Source organism: Anabaena sp. UHCC 0451, from assembly GCF_034931405.1.
In the GTDB taxonomy this organism is placed as follows: domain Bacteria; phylum Cyanobacteriota; class Cyanobacteriia; order Cyanobacteriales; family Nostocaceae; genus RDYJ01.
Genome location: NZ_JAYGHA010000056.1, coordinates 1 through 18,481, shown reverse-complemented (window position 1 = coordinate 18,481; position 18,481 = coordinate 1). Strand labels below are relative to the sequence as shown.

19 protein-coding genes and 1 pseudogene are annotated in these 18,481 nt (G+C 36.1%); 6 read left to right on the top strand and 14 right to left on the bottom strand.

What is annotated here, in order from left to right; translation table 11 throughout:
- The 5 genes and pseudogenes from VB694_RS24520 to ftsH form a co-directional block, all read right to left on the bottom strand.
- Positions 1-311, bottom strand: a pseudogene (locus tag VB694_RS24520) (diguanylate cyclase); the annotation flags it as partial.
- A 9-nt stretch (positions 312-320) separates the two neighbouring features.
- The gene (locus VB694_RS24515) at positions 321-1,301 is read right to left on the bottom strand and encodes an ABC transporter substrate-binding protein (RefSeq protein ID WP_323362940.1); all 981 of its coding nucleotides are present in this window, start codon (positions 1,299-1,301) and stop codon (positions 321-323) included.
- A gap of 323 nt (positions 1,302-1,624) precedes the next feature.
- Complete coding sequence (locus tag VB694_RS24510) at positions 1,625-2,008, bottom strand: hypothetical protein (protein WP_323362939.1); 384 nt, start codon at positions 2,006-2,008, stop codon at positions 1,625-1,627.
- A 166-nt stretch (positions 2,009-2,174) separates the two neighbouring features.
- Positions 2,175-2,699: an N-acetylmuramoyl-L-alanine amidase gene (locus VB694_RS24505; RefSeq protein WP_323362938.1), complete on the bottom strand. Its 525-nt coding sequence runs from the start codon at positions 2,697-2,699 to the stop codon at positions 2,175-2,177.
- Between the two features lie 171 nt (positions 2,700-2,870).
- Positions 2,871-4,766: an ATP-dependent zinc metalloprotease FtsH gene (gene ftsH, locus VB694_RS24500; protein ID WP_323362937.1), complete on the bottom strand. Its 1,896-nt coding sequence runs from the start codon at positions 4,764-4,766 to the stop codon at positions 2,871-2,873.
- A gap of 307 nt (positions 4,767-5,073) precedes the next feature.
- Here ftsH and VB694_RS24495 point away from each other — a divergent pair, with 307 nt between their 5' ends.
- Both VB694_RS24495 and VB694_RS24490 read left to right on the top strand, forming a co-directional pair.
- Positions 5,074-5,619 carry an NADPH-dependent FMN reductase gene (locus VB694_RS24495; RefSeq protein ID WP_323362936.1) on the top strand — a complete coding sequence of 182 codons (546 nt, stop codon included), beginning with the start codon at positions 5,074-5,076 and terminating at the stop codon, positions 5,617-5,619.
- Between the two features lie 118 nt (positions 5,620-5,737).
- Positions 5,738-7,369 carry an ATP-binding protein gene (locus VB694_RS24490; protein WP_323362935.1) on the top strand — a complete coding sequence of 544 codons (1,632 nt, stop codon included), beginning with the start codon at positions 5,738-5,740 and terminating at the stop codon, positions 7,367-7,369.
- A gap of 20 nt (positions 7,370-7,389) precedes the next feature.
- On the opposite strand, the gene VB694_RS24485 is transcribed toward VB694_RS24490, so the two are convergent.
- From VB694_RS24485 to VB694_RS24465, 5 genes are all read right to left on the bottom strand, one after another.
- Positions 7,390-7,773, bottom strand: a complete 384-nt coding sequence (locus VB694_RS24485) for a type II toxin-antitoxin system VapC family toxin (RefSeq protein ID WP_323362934.1) — start codon at positions 7,771-7,773, stop codon at positions 7,390-7,392.
- Between the two features lies 1 nt (position 7,774).
- Positions 7,775-7,996, bottom strand: coding sequence for a DUF2281 domain-containing protein (locus VB694_RS24480; protein ID WP_323362933.1), 222 nt, complete (start codon positions 7,994-7,996; stop codon positions 7,775-7,777).
- Positions 7,997-8,070: 74 nt separating this feature from the next.
- Positions 8,071-8,346, bottom strand: coding sequence for a BrnA antitoxin family protein (locus tag VB694_RS24475; protein ID WP_323362932.1), 276 nt, complete (start codon positions 8,344-8,346; stop codon positions 8,071-8,073).
- A complete protein-coding gene (locus VB694_RS24470) occupies positions 8,309-8,584 on the bottom strand; it encodes a BrnT family toxin (RefSeq protein WP_323362931.1) in 276 nt (91 codons plus the stop codon). The genes VB694_RS24475 and VB694_RS24470 overlap by 38 nt, the downstream gene beginning before the upstream one ends.
- A gap of 173 nt (positions 8,585-8,757) precedes the next feature.
- Positions 8,758-9,873 (bottom strand): ferrochelatase, encoded by a 1,116-nt coding sequence (locus tag VB694_RS24465; protein WP_323362930.1) that lies wholly within the window; start codon positions 9,871-9,873, stop codon positions 8,758-8,760.
- Between the two features lie 210 nt (positions 9,874-10,083).
- Here VB694_RS24465 and VB694_RS24460 point away from each other — a divergent pair, with 210 nt between their 5' ends.
- Together VB694_RS24460 and VB694_RS24455 are read left to right on the top strand one after the other, a co-directional pair.
- Complete coding sequence (locus VB694_RS24460) at positions 10,084-10,671, top strand: hypothetical protein (protein WP_323362929.1); 588 nt, start codon at positions 10,084-10,086, stop codon at positions 10,669-10,671.
- A 246-nt stretch (positions 10,672-10,917) separates the two neighbouring features.
- The gene (locus VB694_RS24455) at positions 10,918-12,165 is read left to right on the top strand and encodes an MFS transporter (RefSeq protein WP_323362928.1); all 1,248 of its coding nucleotides are present in this window, start codon (positions 10,918-10,920) and stop codon (positions 12,163-12,165) included.
- A gap of 99 nt (positions 12,166-12,264) precedes the next feature.
- On the opposite strand, the gene VB694_RS24450 is transcribed toward VB694_RS24455, so the two are convergent.
- Positions 12,265-15,444 carry a type I restriction endonuclease subunit R gene (locus VB694_RS24450; protein ID WP_323362927.1) on the bottom strand — a complete coding sequence of 1,060 codons (3,180 nt, stop codon included), beginning with the start codon at positions 15,442-15,444 and terminating at the stop codon, positions 12,265-12,267.
- A 311-nt stretch (positions 15,445-15,755) separates the two neighbouring features.
- Here VB694_RS24450 and VB694_RS24445 point away from each other — a divergent pair, with 311 nt between their 5' ends.
- Both VB694_RS24445 and VB694_RS24440 read left to right on the top strand, forming a co-directional pair.
- The gene (locus tag VB694_RS24445; protein ID WP_323362926.1) at positions 15,756-16,022 is read left to right on the top strand and encodes a hypothetical protein; all 267 of its coding nucleotides are present in this window, start codon (positions 15,756-15,758) and stop codon (positions 16,020-16,022) included.
- A complete protein-coding gene (locus VB694_RS24440; RefSeq protein WP_323362925.1) occupies positions 16,019-16,438 on the top strand; it encodes a putative toxin-antitoxin system toxin component, PIN family in 420 nt (139 codons plus the stop codon). Before VB694_RS24445 ends, VB694_RS24440 begins: the two co-directional genes overlap by 4 nt.
- Positions 16,439-16,798: 360 nt before the next feature.
- On the opposite strand, the gene VB694_RS24435 is transcribed toward VB694_RS24440, so the two are convergent.
- The 3 genes from VB694_RS24435 to VB694_RS24425 form a co-directional block, all read right to left on the bottom strand.
- On the bottom strand, positions 16,799-17,044 hold the full coding sequence (locus tag VB694_RS24435) for a DUF4926 domain-containing protein (RefSeq protein ID WP_323362924.1): 246 nt from the start codon (positions 17,042-17,044) through the stop codon (positions 16,799-16,801).
- Positions 17,045-17,049: 5 nt separating this feature from the next.
- Positions 17,050-17,376 carry a DUF6883 domain-containing protein gene (locus tag VB694_RS24430; RefSeq protein ID WP_323362923.1) on the bottom strand — a complete coding sequence of 109 codons (327 nt, stop codon included), beginning with the start codon at positions 17,374-17,376 and terminating at the stop codon, positions 17,050-17,052.
- A 6-nt stretch (positions 17,377-17,382) separates the two neighbouring features.
- On the bottom strand, positions 17,383-18,481 hold a 1,099-nt coding region (locus VB694_RS24425), incomplete at its 5' end, for a restriction endonuclease subunit S (protein ID WP_323362922.1).

Below are 18,481 nucleotides of genomic sequence, written 5' to 3'. Positions count from 1 at the left end.
TTTAATGTTTCTGTTGCCAATTGCATTTCGGGGCTATCATTTCGCTGTTGTGGAGTGAGGCTAAGGTAACGTGCCAAACCTGGTAAAATTGCCTCTACGCGCACAGCATTGAGATTGGCATCAATAAAAGCATCTATTTTGTTAGTTGTTTCCTTAGCCGCCGCAGATAAAGCCTGTTTTGCATTTTTAGTAAGTGCGTTTTCTGTTGTCTGTTTGTTAATAGATGCCAATAACAGCAACGGAATTAAAGCAACAATTAGAAATGAGGCGATCAACTTACTACGAATTCCACCCAAAAAAGTCTGCTGCATGGCTTTATACTAGGAGGGAGGGTTCAAAAAAGAAGAATTGAACAAACTTTTTAACTCAGGAAGGCGCGTCACGTTTCCAGAGCGAATAAAAAAGTCTGCATATATCTTGGCAGTTTTGTAAATAGAGTTAGGGTTACTAGATTCAAATAATTTTTGATTTTCTGCTAAATTAGTGAGGTGTAATCCCTCTAGAGAGATTGTATTGCTAGGAATTTTTAACACTTTGCTGATGATCGCGTTTCCTTCTTGAACATTTGCTTTCCAGTAGTTTACTGCTTGCAGCCATCCTAGCACAAATGCACGAACATCTTCGGGGCGATCGCGGACTATCTCTTTGCGAAAGCCAATCACATCTAAAATCAAGCCAGGGGTTTGTTTGCTGGTAAATAAAATATGTCCCCCTGATTTGATAGCTTCAGAAAGATGGGGTTGCCAAGTGTGTCCGGCTTGAATAACATTATTTTTTAGACGTTGAGGAATGTCTGAAGCCTCTAATTTCACCAAGTTCACATCATCGGTGGTTAAGTTAGCTTTTTTCAACATCTCAGTTACAAAAACTTCGCTAAAACCGCCTATATTTGCACCCAGCTTTTTACCTTTCAAGTCAGCAATGGTTTTAACTTCTGATTGGGCGACTACTACATCTGCTCCTGTTGATTCATTTACAACCATCACGGCTTGTATCTCTGGATCTGTGGCACTCAAGATGATAAAACTTCCCAAAGAAGATATAACACCATCATACTTACCCGCACTGGCATTTGCTTGTTCCAATCGGATATACTTTGTATGAATTAGTTCCACATCTACCCCTTGGGCTTTGAAGAATCCTTTTTCTTGAGCAATGATGGCTGGATACTCCCCAACAAAATATCCAGATGGTATTTTCAAGGGAGGGCGTTTTAATTCTGTTGGTGTCGAAGCATGACACGCAAATAGCAAAAAGGCACTAATGAGACAAATACCAAGGTATTTAAGTAGTTTTAACATAGAATATTTGATATTTCTTATTCTTAATTAGGGGTTGCTGAAAAAGTCTTTCCGTTAAGGCAGGGAACAGGGAACAGGGAACAGGGAATATGGAATAGGGAATAGGGAATAGGGAATAGGGAACAGTTTCAGCTATCTGTCATCCCCAAATTTTTGGATTTTTGGTCCCTAAAATGCACAGTTTTTCAGGTCTAACCTTCAAAAATCTTGCACTTTGTTTCCTCTTGTTCACCCTCTAACCTTTTTGATTTATCTTGATTTTACATTTATTCAGCAATTTTACATTTATTCAGCAAGCCCTATTTACACCAACCTGTAGTAGTCTAATCAGAAGATTCCCCATCTCTGCGTCCGAGTTCATAAATTCCTGCACCCATACAGGCAAGTATGCCGGTGCTAATTCCCCAACTCTCACCTAAACTGATTTCTAGACCCCAATTAGATAATGCACCAAAGATGAAAAAAGGCACAATGCTAAAAAGTGAGGCGTAAAAAGCATTTTGCGATTCTCTGGCTTTGCGTGTCTTTTCAAATTCCGTTTGACTAGTATACAGCGATCGCTCGGCAAAATTAAACCACCTGTTCAGTTGTTCTGTCACCCATTCCCTAGTTGATGCCAAAGCTAGATATAATGCCAAAGCCCATAAACAAGCTCCAGCGATCGCAATTTTATCTATCTCAAATCGAAAGGGCAATATCTCAAACATGGCATCGGATAATTCAGGAATATTTAATTTTACCTTAAATTCGGTGATAAATAGTGCTATTAGGATACATTATTCGCGCATTATTGAAACCCTTAACATTAGCCGGAAGGTTATCCTTCCGACTCAGTTTCCAAAACTGACTTGTCTTGGGTTTATGTCATGCTATTTAGATACCTAATGTAATAGCTTTGGCAATTTTTTCGTGATTCTCTTTATCTGACAGAAATTTTAGTTGTGTAGGATTACTAATAAATTCACACTCTACTAGAATAGCTGGCATCTGTGTTTCTCTTAAAACTTGAAAATTTGCTTCTTTAATTCCTCTATCTTTATGATTTGAAAAAGTTGCAACCAAACTTTTTTGTACAGGTTCTGCTAGTTTTTTTCCTGACTTTGAACCTGAGAATATCCATGTTTCGATACCTTCAGCGGTGTTGTTGGCGAATGAATTACAATGAACGCTAATAAAAATGTCTGCATTTTTCTGATTTGCAAATTCTGCTCTATCACTTAACGATACAGCAATATCTTTATCTCTTGTGAGAAATACTGTATGTCCTTTTGCTTCCAGTTCTTTTTTCAAAAATAAACAAATAGACAAGTTAACGTCTTTTTCATTCAATACGAATGGATCTTTCCCACTAGCCCCTGGATCTGTTCCACCGTGTCCTGGATCGATACATACTTTCATGGTTTATTTCCTTTCTTTTGAGAGTTAATTTTGCGAATTTTACACAATGAAATACATGATTTGATTAAATTATACCACTGGTTTTTTCTAATTTTAAAAGTCTTGTAGTTTCTTCATTTTTAATTGGCAAGAGGTCTATTTATTACCACCTGCCAGTCTGTTTTTGTATCCCTAACGAGAAACTACTAACTTTTCATCTCTCACCTGAACCTGGCTATTCTCATCAACAATCTTACGGAATAAATCACCGTCAATTGTTTCCTGTTCAGCCAACAAATCAACTAAACGCTCCAAAACCATGCGGTTTTCTTGCAGTAATTCTTTTACCTTCAAGTAACAATTACTAACAATTTCTCTAACTTGAGCATCAATTTTAGCAGCGATTTCTTCAGAATACTCTGATTTATTCCCCCAGTCACGCCCCAAAAATACTTCCTGACTTGGACTTTCTAAGGACAATGGACCTAATTCCGACATTCCAAACCGTGTTACCATTTGTCTGGCCATACTTGTGACCTGTTGCAAGTCTTGTCCTGCACCTGTGGTTACTTCCGGCTTACCAAAAACAATTTCCTCAGCCGCTCGACCGCCTAAAGCTGCCATAATTCGCGCTAAAATTTGGGAACGGGAAATTAAACCCTGTTCCTCATTGGGTGTAAACCAAGTTAAACCTAACGCTTGGCCTCTGGGAATGAGGGTAACTTTTTGTACCGGATCATGGTCTTTAACCAACGTACCAATTAAAGCGTGTCCCACTTCATGATAAGCAATTAAACGTTTGTTTTTGCTATCTACTAAAGCTGCACCTTCCATCCCCGCAACTACCCGATCTACTGCATCATCAATCTCTAGGATGGTAATTGCTTCTTTGCGTCTTCTGGCGGTGAGAATGGCTGCTTCGTTGAGGAGGTTAGCTAAGTCTGCACCGGTAAAGCCAGGAGTTCTACGTGCGATCGCATCTAAGGAAACGTTAGGATCTAATTTCTTATTCCGCGCATGAACTTGCAATATTTCCAAGCGTCCTTTTAAGTCTGGTGCATCCACCATTACTTGTCTATCAAAGCGACCAGGACGCAACAAGGCAGAATCTAAAACATCAGGACGGTTAGTAGCTGCAATAATAATGATGCCTGTGTTACCTTCAAAACCATCCATTTCTGTTAATAGTTGGTTTAAGGTTTGCTCTCTTTCATCGTTACCACCACCGATACCTGCACCCCGTTGTCTACCAACTGCATCAATTTCATCAATAAAGATGATGCAAGGAGCGTTATCTTTAGCTTTTTTAAACAAGTCGCGGACACGGGAAGCACCCACACCCACGAACATTTCCACAAATTCAGAACCGGAAATACTAAAGAATGGTACAGCAGCTTCCCCAGCGATCGCTTTTGCTAGTAAAGTTTTACCAGTACCAGGGGGTCCAATTAACAATACACCTTTAGGAATTTTTGCACCCACTGCCGTAAATTTTTCCGGTTGTTTCAAAAAAGTAACAACTTCCTGTAATTCTTCCTTAGCTTCTTCAATTCCCGCCACATCATCAAATTTTACTCCCGTTTTCGCTTCCATTTGAAAGCGAGCGCGAGATTTACCAAAATTCATGGCTTGGTTAGAAGCATTGCTAGAACGCCGTAGGAACAACAGCATTAAAGCTACCAGTGGTAAAATCCACATCAGGTTGATTAATAGCCCTACCGCTGCTCTACTGTTAGCAGAGGAAACTTGACCAAACTCAACATTTTTTTCTTTGAGTTTATTAATTAACTCAGTATTTTGATCTAAAAGTCTGACTGGTATGGGTGGTGTATCTGGCTTTTGATCCGCTAGATAAACTTTAGCTATTTGTTCGGTTTCATCGAGTTCTACTTTTCTCACTTCCCCTTGCTCTGTTTTTTGCAGCAATTCTCCGTAAGATAAAGTATTGCGTTCTACTTTTTGCGCCAAAACGGAATTACTCCCAAAAATTCCTGGCAGCATAATCATAGTAGCCGCTAATGCCCCAGTCAAAACACCACTTTTTCTGGGACGCTTTTGTTTCAATGCCTTTTTACCAACATTTGTCATAATATTTACCCTTTTTGTTTTGGCATAAGCTGATTTTTGGTTTTATGCCTATTCTTCTGACTGAAATAGCAATAACTGGAAATTACAGTTTTCTAATCTAGTTTAACTTCGACCTATGAGGAATTGGTGATTGACAATTAGGAAAGATGATAATTAAAGGAAAACGCGACGGCTTATATCTTATTATTTCCTGCTTTCTGCTTTTTATTCACCCCGATGGAATTTGACATAAAACAAAATTCATCGTTAAAATAACCATAATCGTAATGACTCCGCTTTTTAATAATTTTAGTTTTGTGGGTGAATCATGGTAAAAATTGTTGGTATTGCTGGTAGTTTAAGATCAGGTTCCTATACCCAGCTAGGGTTACAAGTAGCAGCGCAACGAGTAGCAGCTTTAGGTGCAGAGGTAGAAATTCTTGATTTACGACAAATGCAATTACCTTTTTGTACTGGTGCTAAAGAATATCCAGAATATCCAGATGTAAAACGGTTGCGCGATACTGTTGCTAATGCTGACGGCTTAATTTTAGCCACACCTGAATATCATGGTAGTGTGAGCGGTGTTATCAAAAATACTTTAGATTTAATGACTTTTGATCAACTGTCTGGGAAAGTTGCTGGTTTGATTAGTATTTTAGGTGGACAAGTAAATAGTAATGCTCTTAATGATTTACGAGTTATTTTGAGATGGGTACATGGTTGGGTAATTCCCGAACAAATTGCTATTGGACAAGCTTACAGTGCGTTTAGTCCTGAAGGTAAGTTGCTGGATGAAAAATTATCTCAACGGTTGGATCAGTTTGCTCAAAGCTTGGTAGATAATACACGGAAATTGCGCGGAGTTAATTAGAAATAGGGAGCTATTAACTAATTTGAGGTATCAGATACAGCTAAGTAGTTAATAGCTTTGCTAATTAAATCGCTAGTATAATAAATATACACATCAGAATATATAAACTTTAACAAATATGGCAATAGAAGTAATTACAATCACCGCTGATGAAGTAAATAAAATACTAAAATGTGAAGAAGGACACTTTATTGATCTCAAAGCCATAGAGGTTAAACCCAATAAATTATGTAAATCTATTTCTGCATTTGCTAACGCTGATGGTGGAGAGCTTTTTATTGGAATTGATGAAAGTGAAAGTGAAGTAAATGGTGAAAAAATTAGAAATTGGCGTGGTTTTACTGATCAAGAAGCTGCTAATGGACATTTACAAATTTTTGAACAACTTTTCCCACTGGGAGATGATTATTCATATACATTTATTTGTTCTGACAGTTATCCTGGTTTAGTTTTACAAGTAATAATTTTTAAGTCACGAGAAATAGTATATGCTTCTGATAATATTCCATATTTACGCCGTGGTGCAAGCAGTTTACCTGTTAAAGATGATAAAGCCTTAGAAAGATTGAAACTTGATAAAGGTATTAAATCATTCGAGAGACAAACTATTGATACAGATATAGAAATAATCACAACTTCAGAGGTAATTTCCCAATTCATTCAAGAGGTTGTTCCAACTACAGGTGCAGAATTGTGGTTGAAAAAACAGCAGCTAATTCAGAGGAATCAACTAACCATAGCAAGTATTCTACTTTTTGCTGATGAACCTCAAGCCATTTTACCTAAGCGTTGTGGAGTAAAAATTTATAGATACAAAACAAAAGATGCAGAAGGAACAAGAGAAACTTTAGCTTTTGATCCAATGACTATTGAAGGTTGTCTATATAATCAAATTCAGGAAGCAGTAAATCAAACTACCAAAATTGTTGAAGAAATCCCCAAGGTAGGAGATCAAGGATTACAAGCAATAACATATCCACCAGAAGCTATACACGAAATCGTAACAAATGCTCTGTTGCATAGAGATTACAGTATAGCATCTGATACTCACATTCGTATTTTTGACAATAGAATAGAAATTGAGAATCCAGGAAAACTTCCTGGTCACATTACAGTAAACAACATTCTTAAAGAGCAATATGCTAGGAATGGAGCTATTGTCCGTATTATAAATAAATTTCCTAATCCACCTAATAAGGATGTTGGAGAAGGTTTGAATACTGCTTTCGATGCAATGACTAGATTAAGACTAAAACCTCCTGAAATATTTGAAAATCAAAACTCTGTTTCTGTACACATTAAACATGAACCTCTAGCTTCTATAGAAGCCGATATTATGTCATATTTAGAAACCAACACAGAAATTACTAATAAAACTGCTCGAAAGATGACTGGAATTCGTTCAGAAGGTACTATCAAAGCGGCATTTAACAGATTAAGAGATAGAAGACAAATTGAACCTGTTCCTGGAAGAGCAAAAAGTAACGCAGCTTGGCGTAAAGTTGGAAATAAGGATGCAGATACAGAAAATATAAACTCAATATATGATCAATATCCAAAGTACGAGCAATTAGTCATGGACTATCTTGAGACACATACAGAAATAACCAACTATGAAGCTAGAAAACTGATTGGAGTTAAATCAGATACAGTGAAAAATATCTTTTATAGACTGCGAAAAAAAGGTAAAATAGAACTCATTCCAGGTAAATCTCGTATTCATGCCTCATGGCGTAAAGTTTTAGAATAATTTAGTTTCTTCTATTTTATTTATAACCACAAACGCTGAACAGAATAGGCATCAAAAGCCACATCACGACTCACTAAAACTAAAGAATGATTTATTGCTTGTGCCACCAAAATCCGATCAAAAGGATCTCGGTGATTCAATGGAAGAGTAAGATAAACTTCAGTATCTTTAAAAGTAATCGGTAAGAGTTGAGCGTTAATATATTGCAATTCTTGCGACAAATCTTGAAATGACCGATTGAGTTGCAATTTACCAAGATTGATTTTAATAGATATTTCCCAAAGGCTGGCAATACTAAAATACAAATCTGTTTTACTGTCAATCACTTCTTTCGCTTTAATACCTAACTTGGAATCACCAAGTAAATACCAAAGAAAAGCATGAGTATCTAAAAGTGCTGCCATTTTACATATATTCCTTCATATCTTCCAAAGGTTCATCAAAATCATCCGACATAATGATTTGACCAGCCCAACTACCATAACCATGAGTTTGATCAATTTGTTCTTGAGAAGATTCTGTCTTTGCGTGTTTTTCAAGTAGATATTCTGCATAATGCAATATCTCTTTTTTTAGAGACTCCGGCATTTTGATAAGTGTTTGAAAAATTTCTATATCAATAGTCATAAATTCTCCTTATATTCTCAACTCCAAACTTCAGTTAAATCCAACACAAAAAGAGGAAAAATAGACATAGAAATTTACTCGTGAGCCTCCATATAGGCTCTTAGTAAAGCATTGATTTGAGTTTGATAACCCCGTCCTTGGGACTTAAACCACTCCAAGACATCGCTATCAATACGTAATGTTACTTGAGCTTTGTTTTTAGCGATAGGTAAACCCTTTTTCACTACTGCTTTAGCAAATAATTCAGGTGTAATTTCTGGGCAGTCTGACAAGTCAATATCTTCGTCAGTCATTGCATCTAAACGTTGCCAATCAGTTTGAGATTTGCTCGAAATATGTTCGTTGTTCATACTTGGTTGCCTTTCGTGCGGAAATAATTCGTGTGCAATCACTTCGTTCTGTGTGGACAACAGCAATTACTCGTCCTTGTAATATACCAAACGTAACAAAACGTTGCTCTCCGTACTCGTAGCGGTCATCCTCTATCGTTACTGTATCTCCATCAAACACGGCTGAAACGTCGATAAAATCAATGCCATGCTTGCGAATGTTTGCAAGACGCTTGGCTTCATCCCATTCAAACTCCATCACCCAATAAAAACTATCTTTACTTTATTGTAACTACAATTTGTCACGACAACTACTAGCCAATAATTTCTAGTTCAAATCACCAAAGTAAAAGGCAACAGACAAGAAGTGATTCTTTATCTGTCACCTGTCACCTGTCACCTGTCACCTATCACCTGTCCCCAATCACCTAATTAATGGTGATGATGATGATGAGTTATCGCTAACTCTCTATTAACTTCCTGACCTTCTGCTTGCATCAACTCGGCAATATGAGCATTTGCCCATTCAGCAGCCATATCCATAAATTGGGGATGGTCATTTACACAAGCCATTTGTAAATAATCCACACCAGAATACTGTTTTTCTAAATCATGAATGATGTGATGAACATCTAACAGTGTTTCGTGGTTTTCTGTGGCAAAACCAATTGGCATAAATAACAAAACTTTTGCACCCAATTGAATGAGATTTTGGGCTGCTTGGGTAGCATTTGGCTGTGTCCAGTCAATCAGTGGTGTGTCGTGATTTAACCAACCCACAGAAATCAAAGGATAACGATTGATTAATTTTTCTCTCACTAATTCGTAAAGTGCTTGACTTTCATCAATTCCTGATGTAAAGCCTTTAGCTTTGTGAGGACAACCGTGATTCATCAACACAATACCAATTTGGGAAGGTAAATAAGCTGCTGATAAATCAGTATTAATTTTTTCTTCTACCAACTGCGCCATTAAATTGATATATTCTGGTTCATTGTAGAAAGAAGGAATATATCGCTGTGCTTTCACCCAGTGTTCATCACCATCAGCTAATTCAACCAGAGCATTATTAACTTGCTCAATGGCAATACCACTGGTAAAAATGGAATCTACAACCAAAAGCGGGTAAATTAGTATTTTGCTAAAGCCTTGCTGCTTAATTTCTGCTAAAACCTGATTAGGCAAAAAAGGAGCGCAAAAGTTAAAAGCCTTGAATACTTGAACACCACCACCCCATTTATGTTGTAATTCGTGTTCAATCCCTGCTCGTTGCCGTTCAAAGATTGCATTATGGGGAGAGATGAAATCATGGTGTGTGTGTCCCCATTCATGGCGGTCAAATAACGCCAATAACTTGGCAAGGGGGGGATATATCCAAGTGGGTACTGGTGCGAATTTAGCGGTAAGTAGATTTAAAGCTTGTTCATTATAATTAGCAAAATCTTCATAGCTTTCGACTTCACCGTAGCCCATGAGCAATACTGCTACGCGGTCTTGGTTGGGTAGATGCTCGTGAGTATGTTGCAGTTTTTCTGGAGTTGCAACCACAATAATTTCCTCGATATAACAAAAAAGGAGAGATTCTCAATCAACAGGGAATAATTTTATCATTCCCTTACTCGTTAATTATTATCCCTTCCTGGGGGATAGGATAAATGTAAACATAAAAATATATATCTCACAACTAAAAATTACAAATTAAAAATAAAAATTAACTTTTGAACTGCTATTTCCTCTTATATTCCACCAAAAAAGCTAATGAACATCATTATTTGCCCTGGCATCCATGAAGTAGAATTAACAAAAAGCTTTGTTAAAGAGTTGTTATCCTCAAATGTTGAGAAATATGATGATAAGTTGTTCAATATACTGGTTTTTCCGGGAGAAGATGTTTTAGCTTTATCAGCCTTTCATATTGTGCTGTTTTTACGCGAACAGCTACGCTGCGCCGAAGGCGATCGCTTGGGTAATAAGCTAGAATCGCCTGTTATATTCATTGGCTTTAGTGCTGGTGTCGTTGGGGCAATAGGTGCTGCGATCAAATGGCAACTCTTGGGTGGTAATGTCAAAGCCTTGATTGCTATAGATGGTTGGGGAGTCCCATTATGGGGTAATTTTCCCATTCATCGCCTCAGTCATGACTATTTTAGCCATTGGAGTTCTGCTATTTTAGGTAGTGGGGAAGATAATTTTTATGCCGACCCCGCAGTAGACCATTTATCAATGTGGCGATCGCCTCAAAAGGTCAAAGGTCATTGGACAGATCCATCAATTGGGTTGTCCCGTCCCCAAAATTCCCTAAATGCTGCTGAATTTTTACATTTGTTGTTGAAACGCTATGAATAAAAAGGTGCTGGCAACTGGCAACTGGGGAATGGGGACTGGGGACTGGGGACTGGGGACTGGTTAAAAGTTTTTCCCAATCCCTGATTCCTGATCCCTGATTCCTGATCCCCAATCCCCAATCCCTGATTCCTGATCCCCAATCCCTGATTCCTGATCCCCAATCCCCAATCCCCAACCCCCAACCCCCAATCCCCAATCCCCAATCCCCAATCCCCAATCCCTCATCCTCAATCCCCAATTATCTAAATGTTTCCCACTGAACCGACTGCTGTTAATAGTGGTTTTGGCACACTGCTAAAAAACCGCAATTTTATGCTCCTATGGATTGGACAACTGATTTCCCAGTTGGCAGATAAGGTTTTACTGATCTTAATGATTGATTTGCTAGGACAAAAATACTTACCTGCTAATTTATCAGAAGGCACAGGACGCTTTTATTTATACATGGCATTTACACTACCAGCCATTTTTTTTGGCTCTGCGGGTGGTGTCATTGTTGACCGGATGCCAAAAAAGCTAATCATGGTTGGTTCTGATTTTGTACGTGGATTTTTAACACTGAGTATACCGTTTTTGCCCAGACAGTTGGGGGTATTGTTAGCATTGAATTTTGGTATTTCCACCGTCACACAGTTTTTTGCCCCAGCGGAACAAGCCACTATTCCCCTGATGGTGAAACGAGAGAATTTGATGGCGGCCAATGCCTTATTTAGTAGCACGATGATGACAGCATTAATTGTTGGCTATGCAGTGGGAACACCAATTCTGCACTGGGCTGAATATCTCAGCCTTGAATTTGGCAAAGAACTGTTAGTAGGTGGTTTATACCTTGCTTCTGCGGTGATCATGTTACCGATTCGGTTTAAAGAACATAGACAAACCTCGGTAGTTAATCCCCTCACTGAATTTTTACAAGGTTGGCAGTATTTGAAGCAAAATCGCCTGATCTGGAATGCCATGATCCAAATTGTCGCTTTGTATTGCGTATTTGCCGCCTTACTAGAATTAGCGATTAGATTAGCGGCCAAACTGAATTTAGAGCAAACTGATTTTAGCTTTTTTGTTGCAGCTGCTGGTGTGGGAATGGTTTTAGGTGCAGGAATTCTCGGACACTTTGGCCATAAATTACATCGTAAGCCCCTGCCTTTGATTGGTTTTATGTTTATGGCAGTAGCACTGATAATGTTTATTATTATTAATAATCTCTTGCTAGTTCTCGGACTTTGCGTGTTCTTAGGATTAGGAGCAGCACTAATTAACGTACCAATGCAAACCTTGATTCAGCAGTATACCCCCCCGGCAATGCACGGCAAAGTATTTGGCTTTCAAAATCACGCGGTTAACATTGCGCTTTCTGTTCCTTTGCTAATTACCACCAAGCTAGTTAACGCTTTTGGTTTATCCATAGTTCTATGTGGAATGAGTATCAGTGTGGCAGCGATTGGTTTATGGACTTGGCAAAACACCCGCAGTGTCTTGCGAGATGTGATTTAAAACTTGTAGAATCATAATAATGAGCTATTTGTTTATTGTATTTATCACTATGCACCGCTGCCTTCAAAGTTTCTATACTGACATAACAGGATAAAGATATTAGACTTCATCGAATATTTGATAAATACTAATATCTCGTTCTGAATAATTCTCGTAAATGTGCTGATAAACCTCCAGACATTTTTTCTCATAAACTTCTATTGAGTAACTTTGAGGTAATTTGTCTAAGATATCTTTAATAGCTACTTCTACACCTGCTCTAGTTTGTTGGCGTTTTCTCCAGTCTAGAACTAGCTTCTCTCGTTTTAACGTCGCTAATAATTCTCTAGCTACTTGTTTTACCTCTAATTCTTCTTCTTTAGTTAGTTTAATTTCTGGTTTAGTTAATAAATCAAAAATCGCTAATTCTTCCTCAGTTAAATTATTCCTAATTGCTCTTTTATCTTCTTGTTTTAATTCTTGAGCAAAGTTAATCAATTCATTAAAGAACCATTCCACATTTCTAGAACCAGCATTATAATCATCTATCATTTTCTGGAATTTATCTAAATAATTAATTCTGGTTCTATTTAACTGCACCATCTTTTGTACTTTACTGTTAATATTACCTTTAAGTTTTTCTGCTACTGTACGCTGATAACCTGTGTTAAACTGTGCTTTTAATGCTTCAAAGTCTAAGTCATTTAAGTTTATCAATTGACTGGAATTATTAGAGATGATAAATTTACCAGCAGTAATAGAATCATCTAGTAATTCTTCTACCTGTTCTACAACCTTAGATATATCTATATCTGGAACTTCTAAACGAATTTTATTAGCTAATTTGTTTAATAATCCTTGAATTGTGGTAAATTCACCAGCAACTATATCAGGTAAAATTGCCTTATATAATTTCGTGACATTATTCACCATAGAAAAGTAATTGCGTTTAGCATCATCATTGACTAAAATTGCTTCTACCGCATCATCCCAGCACTTAGTTCTTAAAAAAGCCTCTTGAGTATTTTCTAACTGTTTAACATCAATTCCTTTATCTTGACAAAATACTAATGCTTCGGTTATTGCTTCTCTCAATTGTCCTAATAAAGCAGATTTATTTTTAACTGGTATATCTCCTTCTCTAACTCCACCACCAGAAGCAGAACCATAAATAGATAATGCTTTTTGTAAGTCTTTAAATACACCTATATAGTCAACTATTAACCCATTATTTTTATTTTTAAATACACGGTTAGCTCTAGCTATAGTTTGCATTAAAGTATGGTTGTACATTGGTTTATCTAAATAGATGGTGGAACAGCTAGGAACATCAAAACCAGTTATCCACATTGCACAGACAAACACTATTCTTAATGGGTTATTATCATCTTTAAATTTTTCATCTAATGCTGGTGACTCTTTCACCATTCTTTGACGATGAGGAGTAATATCTAACTGTTTTTTCTGGAAAGCTTCTACTTCACCTTGAGATTGAGAAACTATTACAGCCATGTCTGTTTCTTCCATGTAGCGAATTTGTTTAGATAGTTTCTTTTGTTCAAATTCACTAATATTAACTGTAGCTAATTCTGTTTTTAATTTTGTTAAATGTTCTTGCCAATAGTGCTGGACTTTGTTATACATTCTGACAGTGGTAAATCTATCAATGGAAATTACCATTGCTTTACCTTGATAACCTCTATTTAAAAAGTGAGTAACTATGTCAGCAGCTATCACTTCTAAACGGTCATCTCTGGTAATGATTTGATATTCTCTAGTACATTGTCTTTCTAAATTTCTTTCTTCTTCTTCATCTAACATGACATTATCAATGATGCGATAAACATCTTCGTTTAAGTCATCATTGGTTAATTGCAGTTCAGGTATTCTATTTTCATAAAATAAAGGTACTGTAGCGTTATCTTCTATTGATTGACGGAAGTTATAAATACTAATATATTCTCCAAATACCTCTCTAGTTCTTTCTTCTCCTGCCATTAATGGTGTACCTGTAAAGCCAATAAATGCAGCATTTGGTAAAGCTTTTCTCATGTTTAAAGCAAATGTATCATATTGGCTACGGTGAGCTTCATCAGCTATTACAATAATGTCGTTACGGTCTGATAATTCTGGGTATTCTTGACCTTTATCAATGCGGAACTTTTGAATTAATGTAAATATATAACGATGGTCTTCTTTGAGTAACTGTTTTAAATGTTCAGCGTTTTTTGCTCTTACTTCTTTTTCGGGTTCTGTGACTACTCCTGCAAAAGCAAAGTTTTTATAAATTTGCTGGTCTAAGTCTTCTCTATCTGTGATAATTAAAAATGTCCAGTTTCCTATTATTTTACGGAGTATCTTTTGAGAAAAGAACACCATAGAATAGCTTTTACCGCTGCCTTGGGTATGCCAAAAAACACCTAATTTACCTTGATTATTTTCAATGTTTTTAACTCCCTCTATGGCACTATTAACGCCTAAAAACTGGTGATTTTTAGCTACTATTTTCACTAATGAACCTTTAGCAGTGTAGAAAAAGATAAAGTTTTCTATTAAATCTAACAACTTTGTTTTATCACAAGTTCCTCTAATAATTGTGTCTAGGGAAATTATGCCTTCTTCACCTTCACTATTGATTTTTTTCCATTCGCTGTAGTGTTCCCAGGATGCTGTTAAACTACCGATGCGGCTTTTACTACCGTTAGAAAGGATAATGAAGGCGTTATACCAGAAAAGCTGAGGTATTGTTTGTTTATAATCTTGGAGATTGTTTTTATATGCTAATTCTAAACGTTTATGATGGGCTTTTAGTTCAATAAATACTAAAGGTATACCATTTACAAACCCTATTAAGTCAGCACGTCTAGTATATATTTCTCCTGTCACCCAGAATTGAGAAGCTAGAAAGAAATCATTATTATTGAGATTTGCCCAATCTATAATTTTAACTGTTTCTATTTGTTCTTCATCACTATCATCTTTGAAACTAACTTTTATGCCAGTTTTTAATAGTTGATAAATTTCTTTATTAGCGTTTTCTAAACTTAAAGTATTACGACTGCGGGTAAGTTCTTCTATTGCGAGTTCTACCGCTTCTTTTGGTAAGTCTGGGTTAAGTTTAGTTAGGGATGTATGGAGTTTAGGAAGTAACACTACTTCATCTCTGGTTATTCTCCCTAATGTGCCATTTGTCCCTAATTCTTCATTGTAGCAGTTGGCGGTATTCCAGCCTAATTGTGAAAATAGTTTAATGGTAGCGTTTTCTAATGCTTGTTCTGAGTCGGGGTGAGGATAGCGCATAAATGATGGTGTATTTACACAGGGTTATGTATTTATTATGCACTATTTTTTTGTTGTCTGAATCAGGATTTACAGGATTTGAGGATTTTCAGGATTTAATTTGAGGTTTTACACTTATTAATCATGAAACAAGCTAAGTAGGTGAACAGAAAAATTTAAAGGTATGTGAAGAAAAGTAAAATCGCCCAAAAGTCTCTTCCTGTTCCCTGTTCCCTGTTCCCTGTTCCCTTGCCCCAACGACAATTTTTAACGCCCACCTACTTATCATTTATATGATAAAATCAAACAAACTGTAAAATATGGTAAATAATATGCAGAATAAATTAATTGCTAAAGTTACTCCAGATCGAAAATTAGAAATTCCTGCGGAAATTTTAGCACAACTACAACCTTTGACTGAATATGAAATTTTGATCACAGAAAATGAGCTTAAATTTACTAAAAAATCAAATAAATTAAGTTTAGATGAATTATTTCAACATATTGATGAATCTGAAGATGATACAGAAGCACCTTCTTTAGAAGAAATTAGTGCAATTGTTAAAGATGTTAGAAAAGAATTGTGGGGGAATAAATGAAGGTAGTGGTTGATGTTAATGTTTGGATTTCGGCTTTGTTATGGAAAGGAACACCAAGGAAAATTTTACAACTAGCACAAAATCAACAAATCACAATTTTTGCTTCTGATGATTTATTTTTAGAATTTGAAACTACATTAAATCGTGCTAAATTTGCTAATAAAATTACATCATTAGGTTTAACTTTGGCAGATATAATTGATGCTACGAGAGATATAATAACTTTTTGTCCTGATACTTATATTGATATACCTGAATTGCGAGATGCTAAAGATAATAAAATTATTGCTGCTGCTTTATCAGCTAATGCGGAAGTGTTAATTACTGGAGACCTAGATTTATTAACTTTAAAAGAATTTGCGGGAATATTAATATTGACACCAGTAGATTTTCTCAACGCTTATTTTCCTCTGTAGTTAAAATCAAATATATAGATAAAAAACTAATTCATCTTGGGTTTTCTGCGTCAATTCAACTACAATTTAATTGTCTGAATCAGGATTTCCAGGATTTAAGGATTTAATTTTTTGTCTGAATCAGGATTTCTAGGATTTAAGGATTTACAGGATTTAATCACAATAATCAATGATAATTAACGCTGTTTTTTAGTCGGTTTTAACCGACTTTCGCTATTAGACGGGGAATTAATTCCCCGGCGGGTAATGATGCAAAACCGGGCGTTTTATGATGTGAATATTACTTTTTTATCGGTGAAAATTTGACAATTTTTATGGGAAAATTAGGGGTATTTATTTTTATTATTCTCTCCACATTTTTTATGTTGTGGCTAAAGTCCGTACAGCTAATACTGCATTACTGGGCATTTTTTCCACTGCTGATATGGGAACTGTTAAAACCGCTATGGAGTCACCAGCAGCATTAAATACTTCTAATATATAGCCATTTTCCCCACCTTGAGGATGTGTAACATCATCAATTAGCATAGCAACATCACCTTTTTTGAGGTTATATTCTGGTAAGTCACGACTGAGAGCAATATATTGATATAGTTCAAGTTTCATTATGATTAATCCTTTTTTGGTTTGAGGGTGATAAAACGAAAGCTGCCATCATAATTTGATTGTAACCAAACTGTAACTACTGCTAAGTTAATGGTGTTGATACCTTCAAGGTAGCCTGTAACGGTGTAAAATGTTCCATATTCGTTGACATTATCTATTATTGCTTCGTTATTAGTGACAAGTTGGCGAATAGCTGTTAATAATTTTTCTGGGTTATCTTGTGTAAACCCTGCTTGAGCTAAAAATTTTGATTTATCGTCTTTGGTGCGCGGAACTAACAAATAGTTGGTAAGTTTTTCTGGTGGAATTATTGCATTATCTGGAATTTTCATGTTTTCTTATGCTGCTATGTTTCCTGTGTCTATTTCTAGGTTCTCTACGTCTATTTCTCCTGATATGAGTTTGGGTAGGAGTAAGTCACGGGTTTTTTGGAGGTTTTTATTTTTTTGCTGCAATACATCTATTGCTTTCAGGAATTGTTCTAGTTTGTATGCACCATTAATTTGTAGTTGAATTGGAGGAATAACAATAGGTACTTTTCTTAATTCTGTCTGTCTAATTCCTAAAACTGTTGTACCACTTTGACGAGCAATAATCTCTCCTTGAATTAATGGTGAGCTAAGTGCAAAATACAGTATTTCAGGTTTAATTAACTCATGATTTGCTCTGATACTATATAGCCTTTGACTTAAACAGAATTTTTGTTCTCTTACTAAAAAGTATAATTCTCCTAATGGAGCTTCTGAAGTCATTAATATATCTCCCTGCTTTAATTCTGACTTCATCCATTTTTTATATAAATCCTCACTAATAAACTTAGATTTTTCTAAATTAATAAGTTTGCCAGCTTTAACATTAAGAGCAGAAATAGCTGTTATACCTGACTCTGACCAATCTCCACCAAGTTTTTTTGGCGTTTTTCCTCTGTAATCAATTATATCTATAACGATATTTCCCAAGTTTTTAACTTCCCAACCTTCAGGAATTAAACCTAAATCAGACTCAACCATGTTTACCTGTTCATGACCAGGAAAACGGAACTTTACAAACCACTCATGGTAGAGAGTTTGCGCCATTTCTTCTAATATCTTGATGCGTCTTGTGTTGTTTTCGATTAAGTCGTCGTAGTTGGAGAGGATAGCGGCGATTTTTTGTTGTGTGGGAAGGGGGGGATAATTTAGAGGTAGTGATATAATCATTTCTAAGCTAACATAACTTTGAGCAACACCACCTTTAATACCATATAAAGAATCTTGAAAAATAAAGCCTTGAATCCAATAATAAAGATATTTTGGAAAAATTACAGCTTGATTTGGTCTTAATATTGAAACGCTACTAGATAAACCAAAAATATCTTGACTTTGCATCAAGTATGGCTCACCTATAGTACCAATTATACTGAATAATACATCATCTTTTTTGGGTTTAGTTAATGCT

Excerpts from the sequence above, each read along its gene's own strand:
- VB694_RS24515 (WP_323362940.1), bottom strand. The coding sequence starts at position 1,301 with ATGTTAAAACTACTTAAATACCTTGGTATTTGTCTCATTAGTGCCTTT.
- VB694_RS24510 (WP_323362939.1), bottom strand. The coding sequence starts at position 2,008 with ATGTTTGAGATATTGCCCTTTCGATTTGAGATAGATAAAATTGCGATC.
- VB694_RS24505 (WP_323362938.1), bottom strand. The coding sequence starts at position 2,699 with ATGAAAGTATGTATCGATCCAGGACACGGTGGAACAGATCCAGGGGCT.
- ftsH (WP_323362937.1), bottom strand. The coding sequence starts at position 4,766 with ATGACAAATGTTGGTAAAAAGGCATTGAAACAAAAGCGTCCCAGAAAA.
- VB694_RS24495 (WP_323362936.1), top strand. The coding sequence starts at position 5,074 with ATGGTAAAAATTGTTGGTATTGCTGGTAGTTTAAGATCAGGTTCCTAT.
- VB694_RS24490 (WP_323362935.1), top strand. The coding sequence starts at position 5,738 with ATGGCAATAGAAGTAATTACAATCACCGCTGATGAAGTAAATAAAATA.
- VB694_RS24485 (WP_323362934.1), bottom strand. The coding sequence starts at position 7,773 with ATGGCAGCACTTTTAGATACTCATGCTTTTCTTTGGTATTTACTTGGT.
- VB694_RS24480 (WP_323362933.1), bottom strand. The coding sequence starts at position 7,996 with ATGACTATTGATATAGAAATTTTTCAAACACTTATCAAAATGCCGGAG.
- VB694_RS24475 (WP_323362932.1), bottom strand. The coding sequence starts at position 8,346 with ATGAACAACGAACATATTTCGAGCAAATCTCAAACTGATTGGCAACGT.
- VB694_RS24470 (WP_323362931.1), bottom strand. The coding sequence starts at position 8,584 with ATGGAGTTTGAATGGGATGAAGCCAAGCGTCTTGCAAACATTCGCAAG.
- VB694_RS24460 (WP_323362929.1), top strand. The coding sequence starts at position 10,084 with ATGAACATCATTATTTGCCCTGGCATCCATGAAGTAGAATTAACAAAA.
- VB694_RS24455 (WP_323362928.1), top strand. The coding sequence starts at position 10,918 with ATGTTTCCCACTGAACCGACTGCTGTTAATAGTGGTTTTGGCACACTG.
- VB694_RS24450 (WP_323362927.1), bottom strand. The coding sequence starts at position 15,444 with ATGCGCTATCCTCACCCCGACTCAGAACAAGCATTAGAAAACGCTACC.
- VB694_RS24445 (WP_323362926.1), top strand. The coding sequence starts at position 15,756 with ATGCAGAATAAATTAATTGCTAAAGTTACTCCAGATCGAAAATTAGAA.
- VB694_RS24440 (WP_323362925.1), top strand. The coding sequence starts at position 16,019 with ATGAAGGTAGTGGTTGATGTTAATGTTTGGATTTCGGCTTTGTTATGG.
- VB694_RS24435 (WP_323362924.1), bottom strand. The coding sequence starts at position 17,044 with ATGAAACTTGAACTATATCAATATATTGCTCTCAGTCGTGACTTACCA.
- VB694_RS24430 (WP_323362923.1), bottom strand. The coding sequence starts at position 17,376 with ATGAAAATTCCAGATAATGCAATAATTCCACCAGAAAAACTTACCAAC.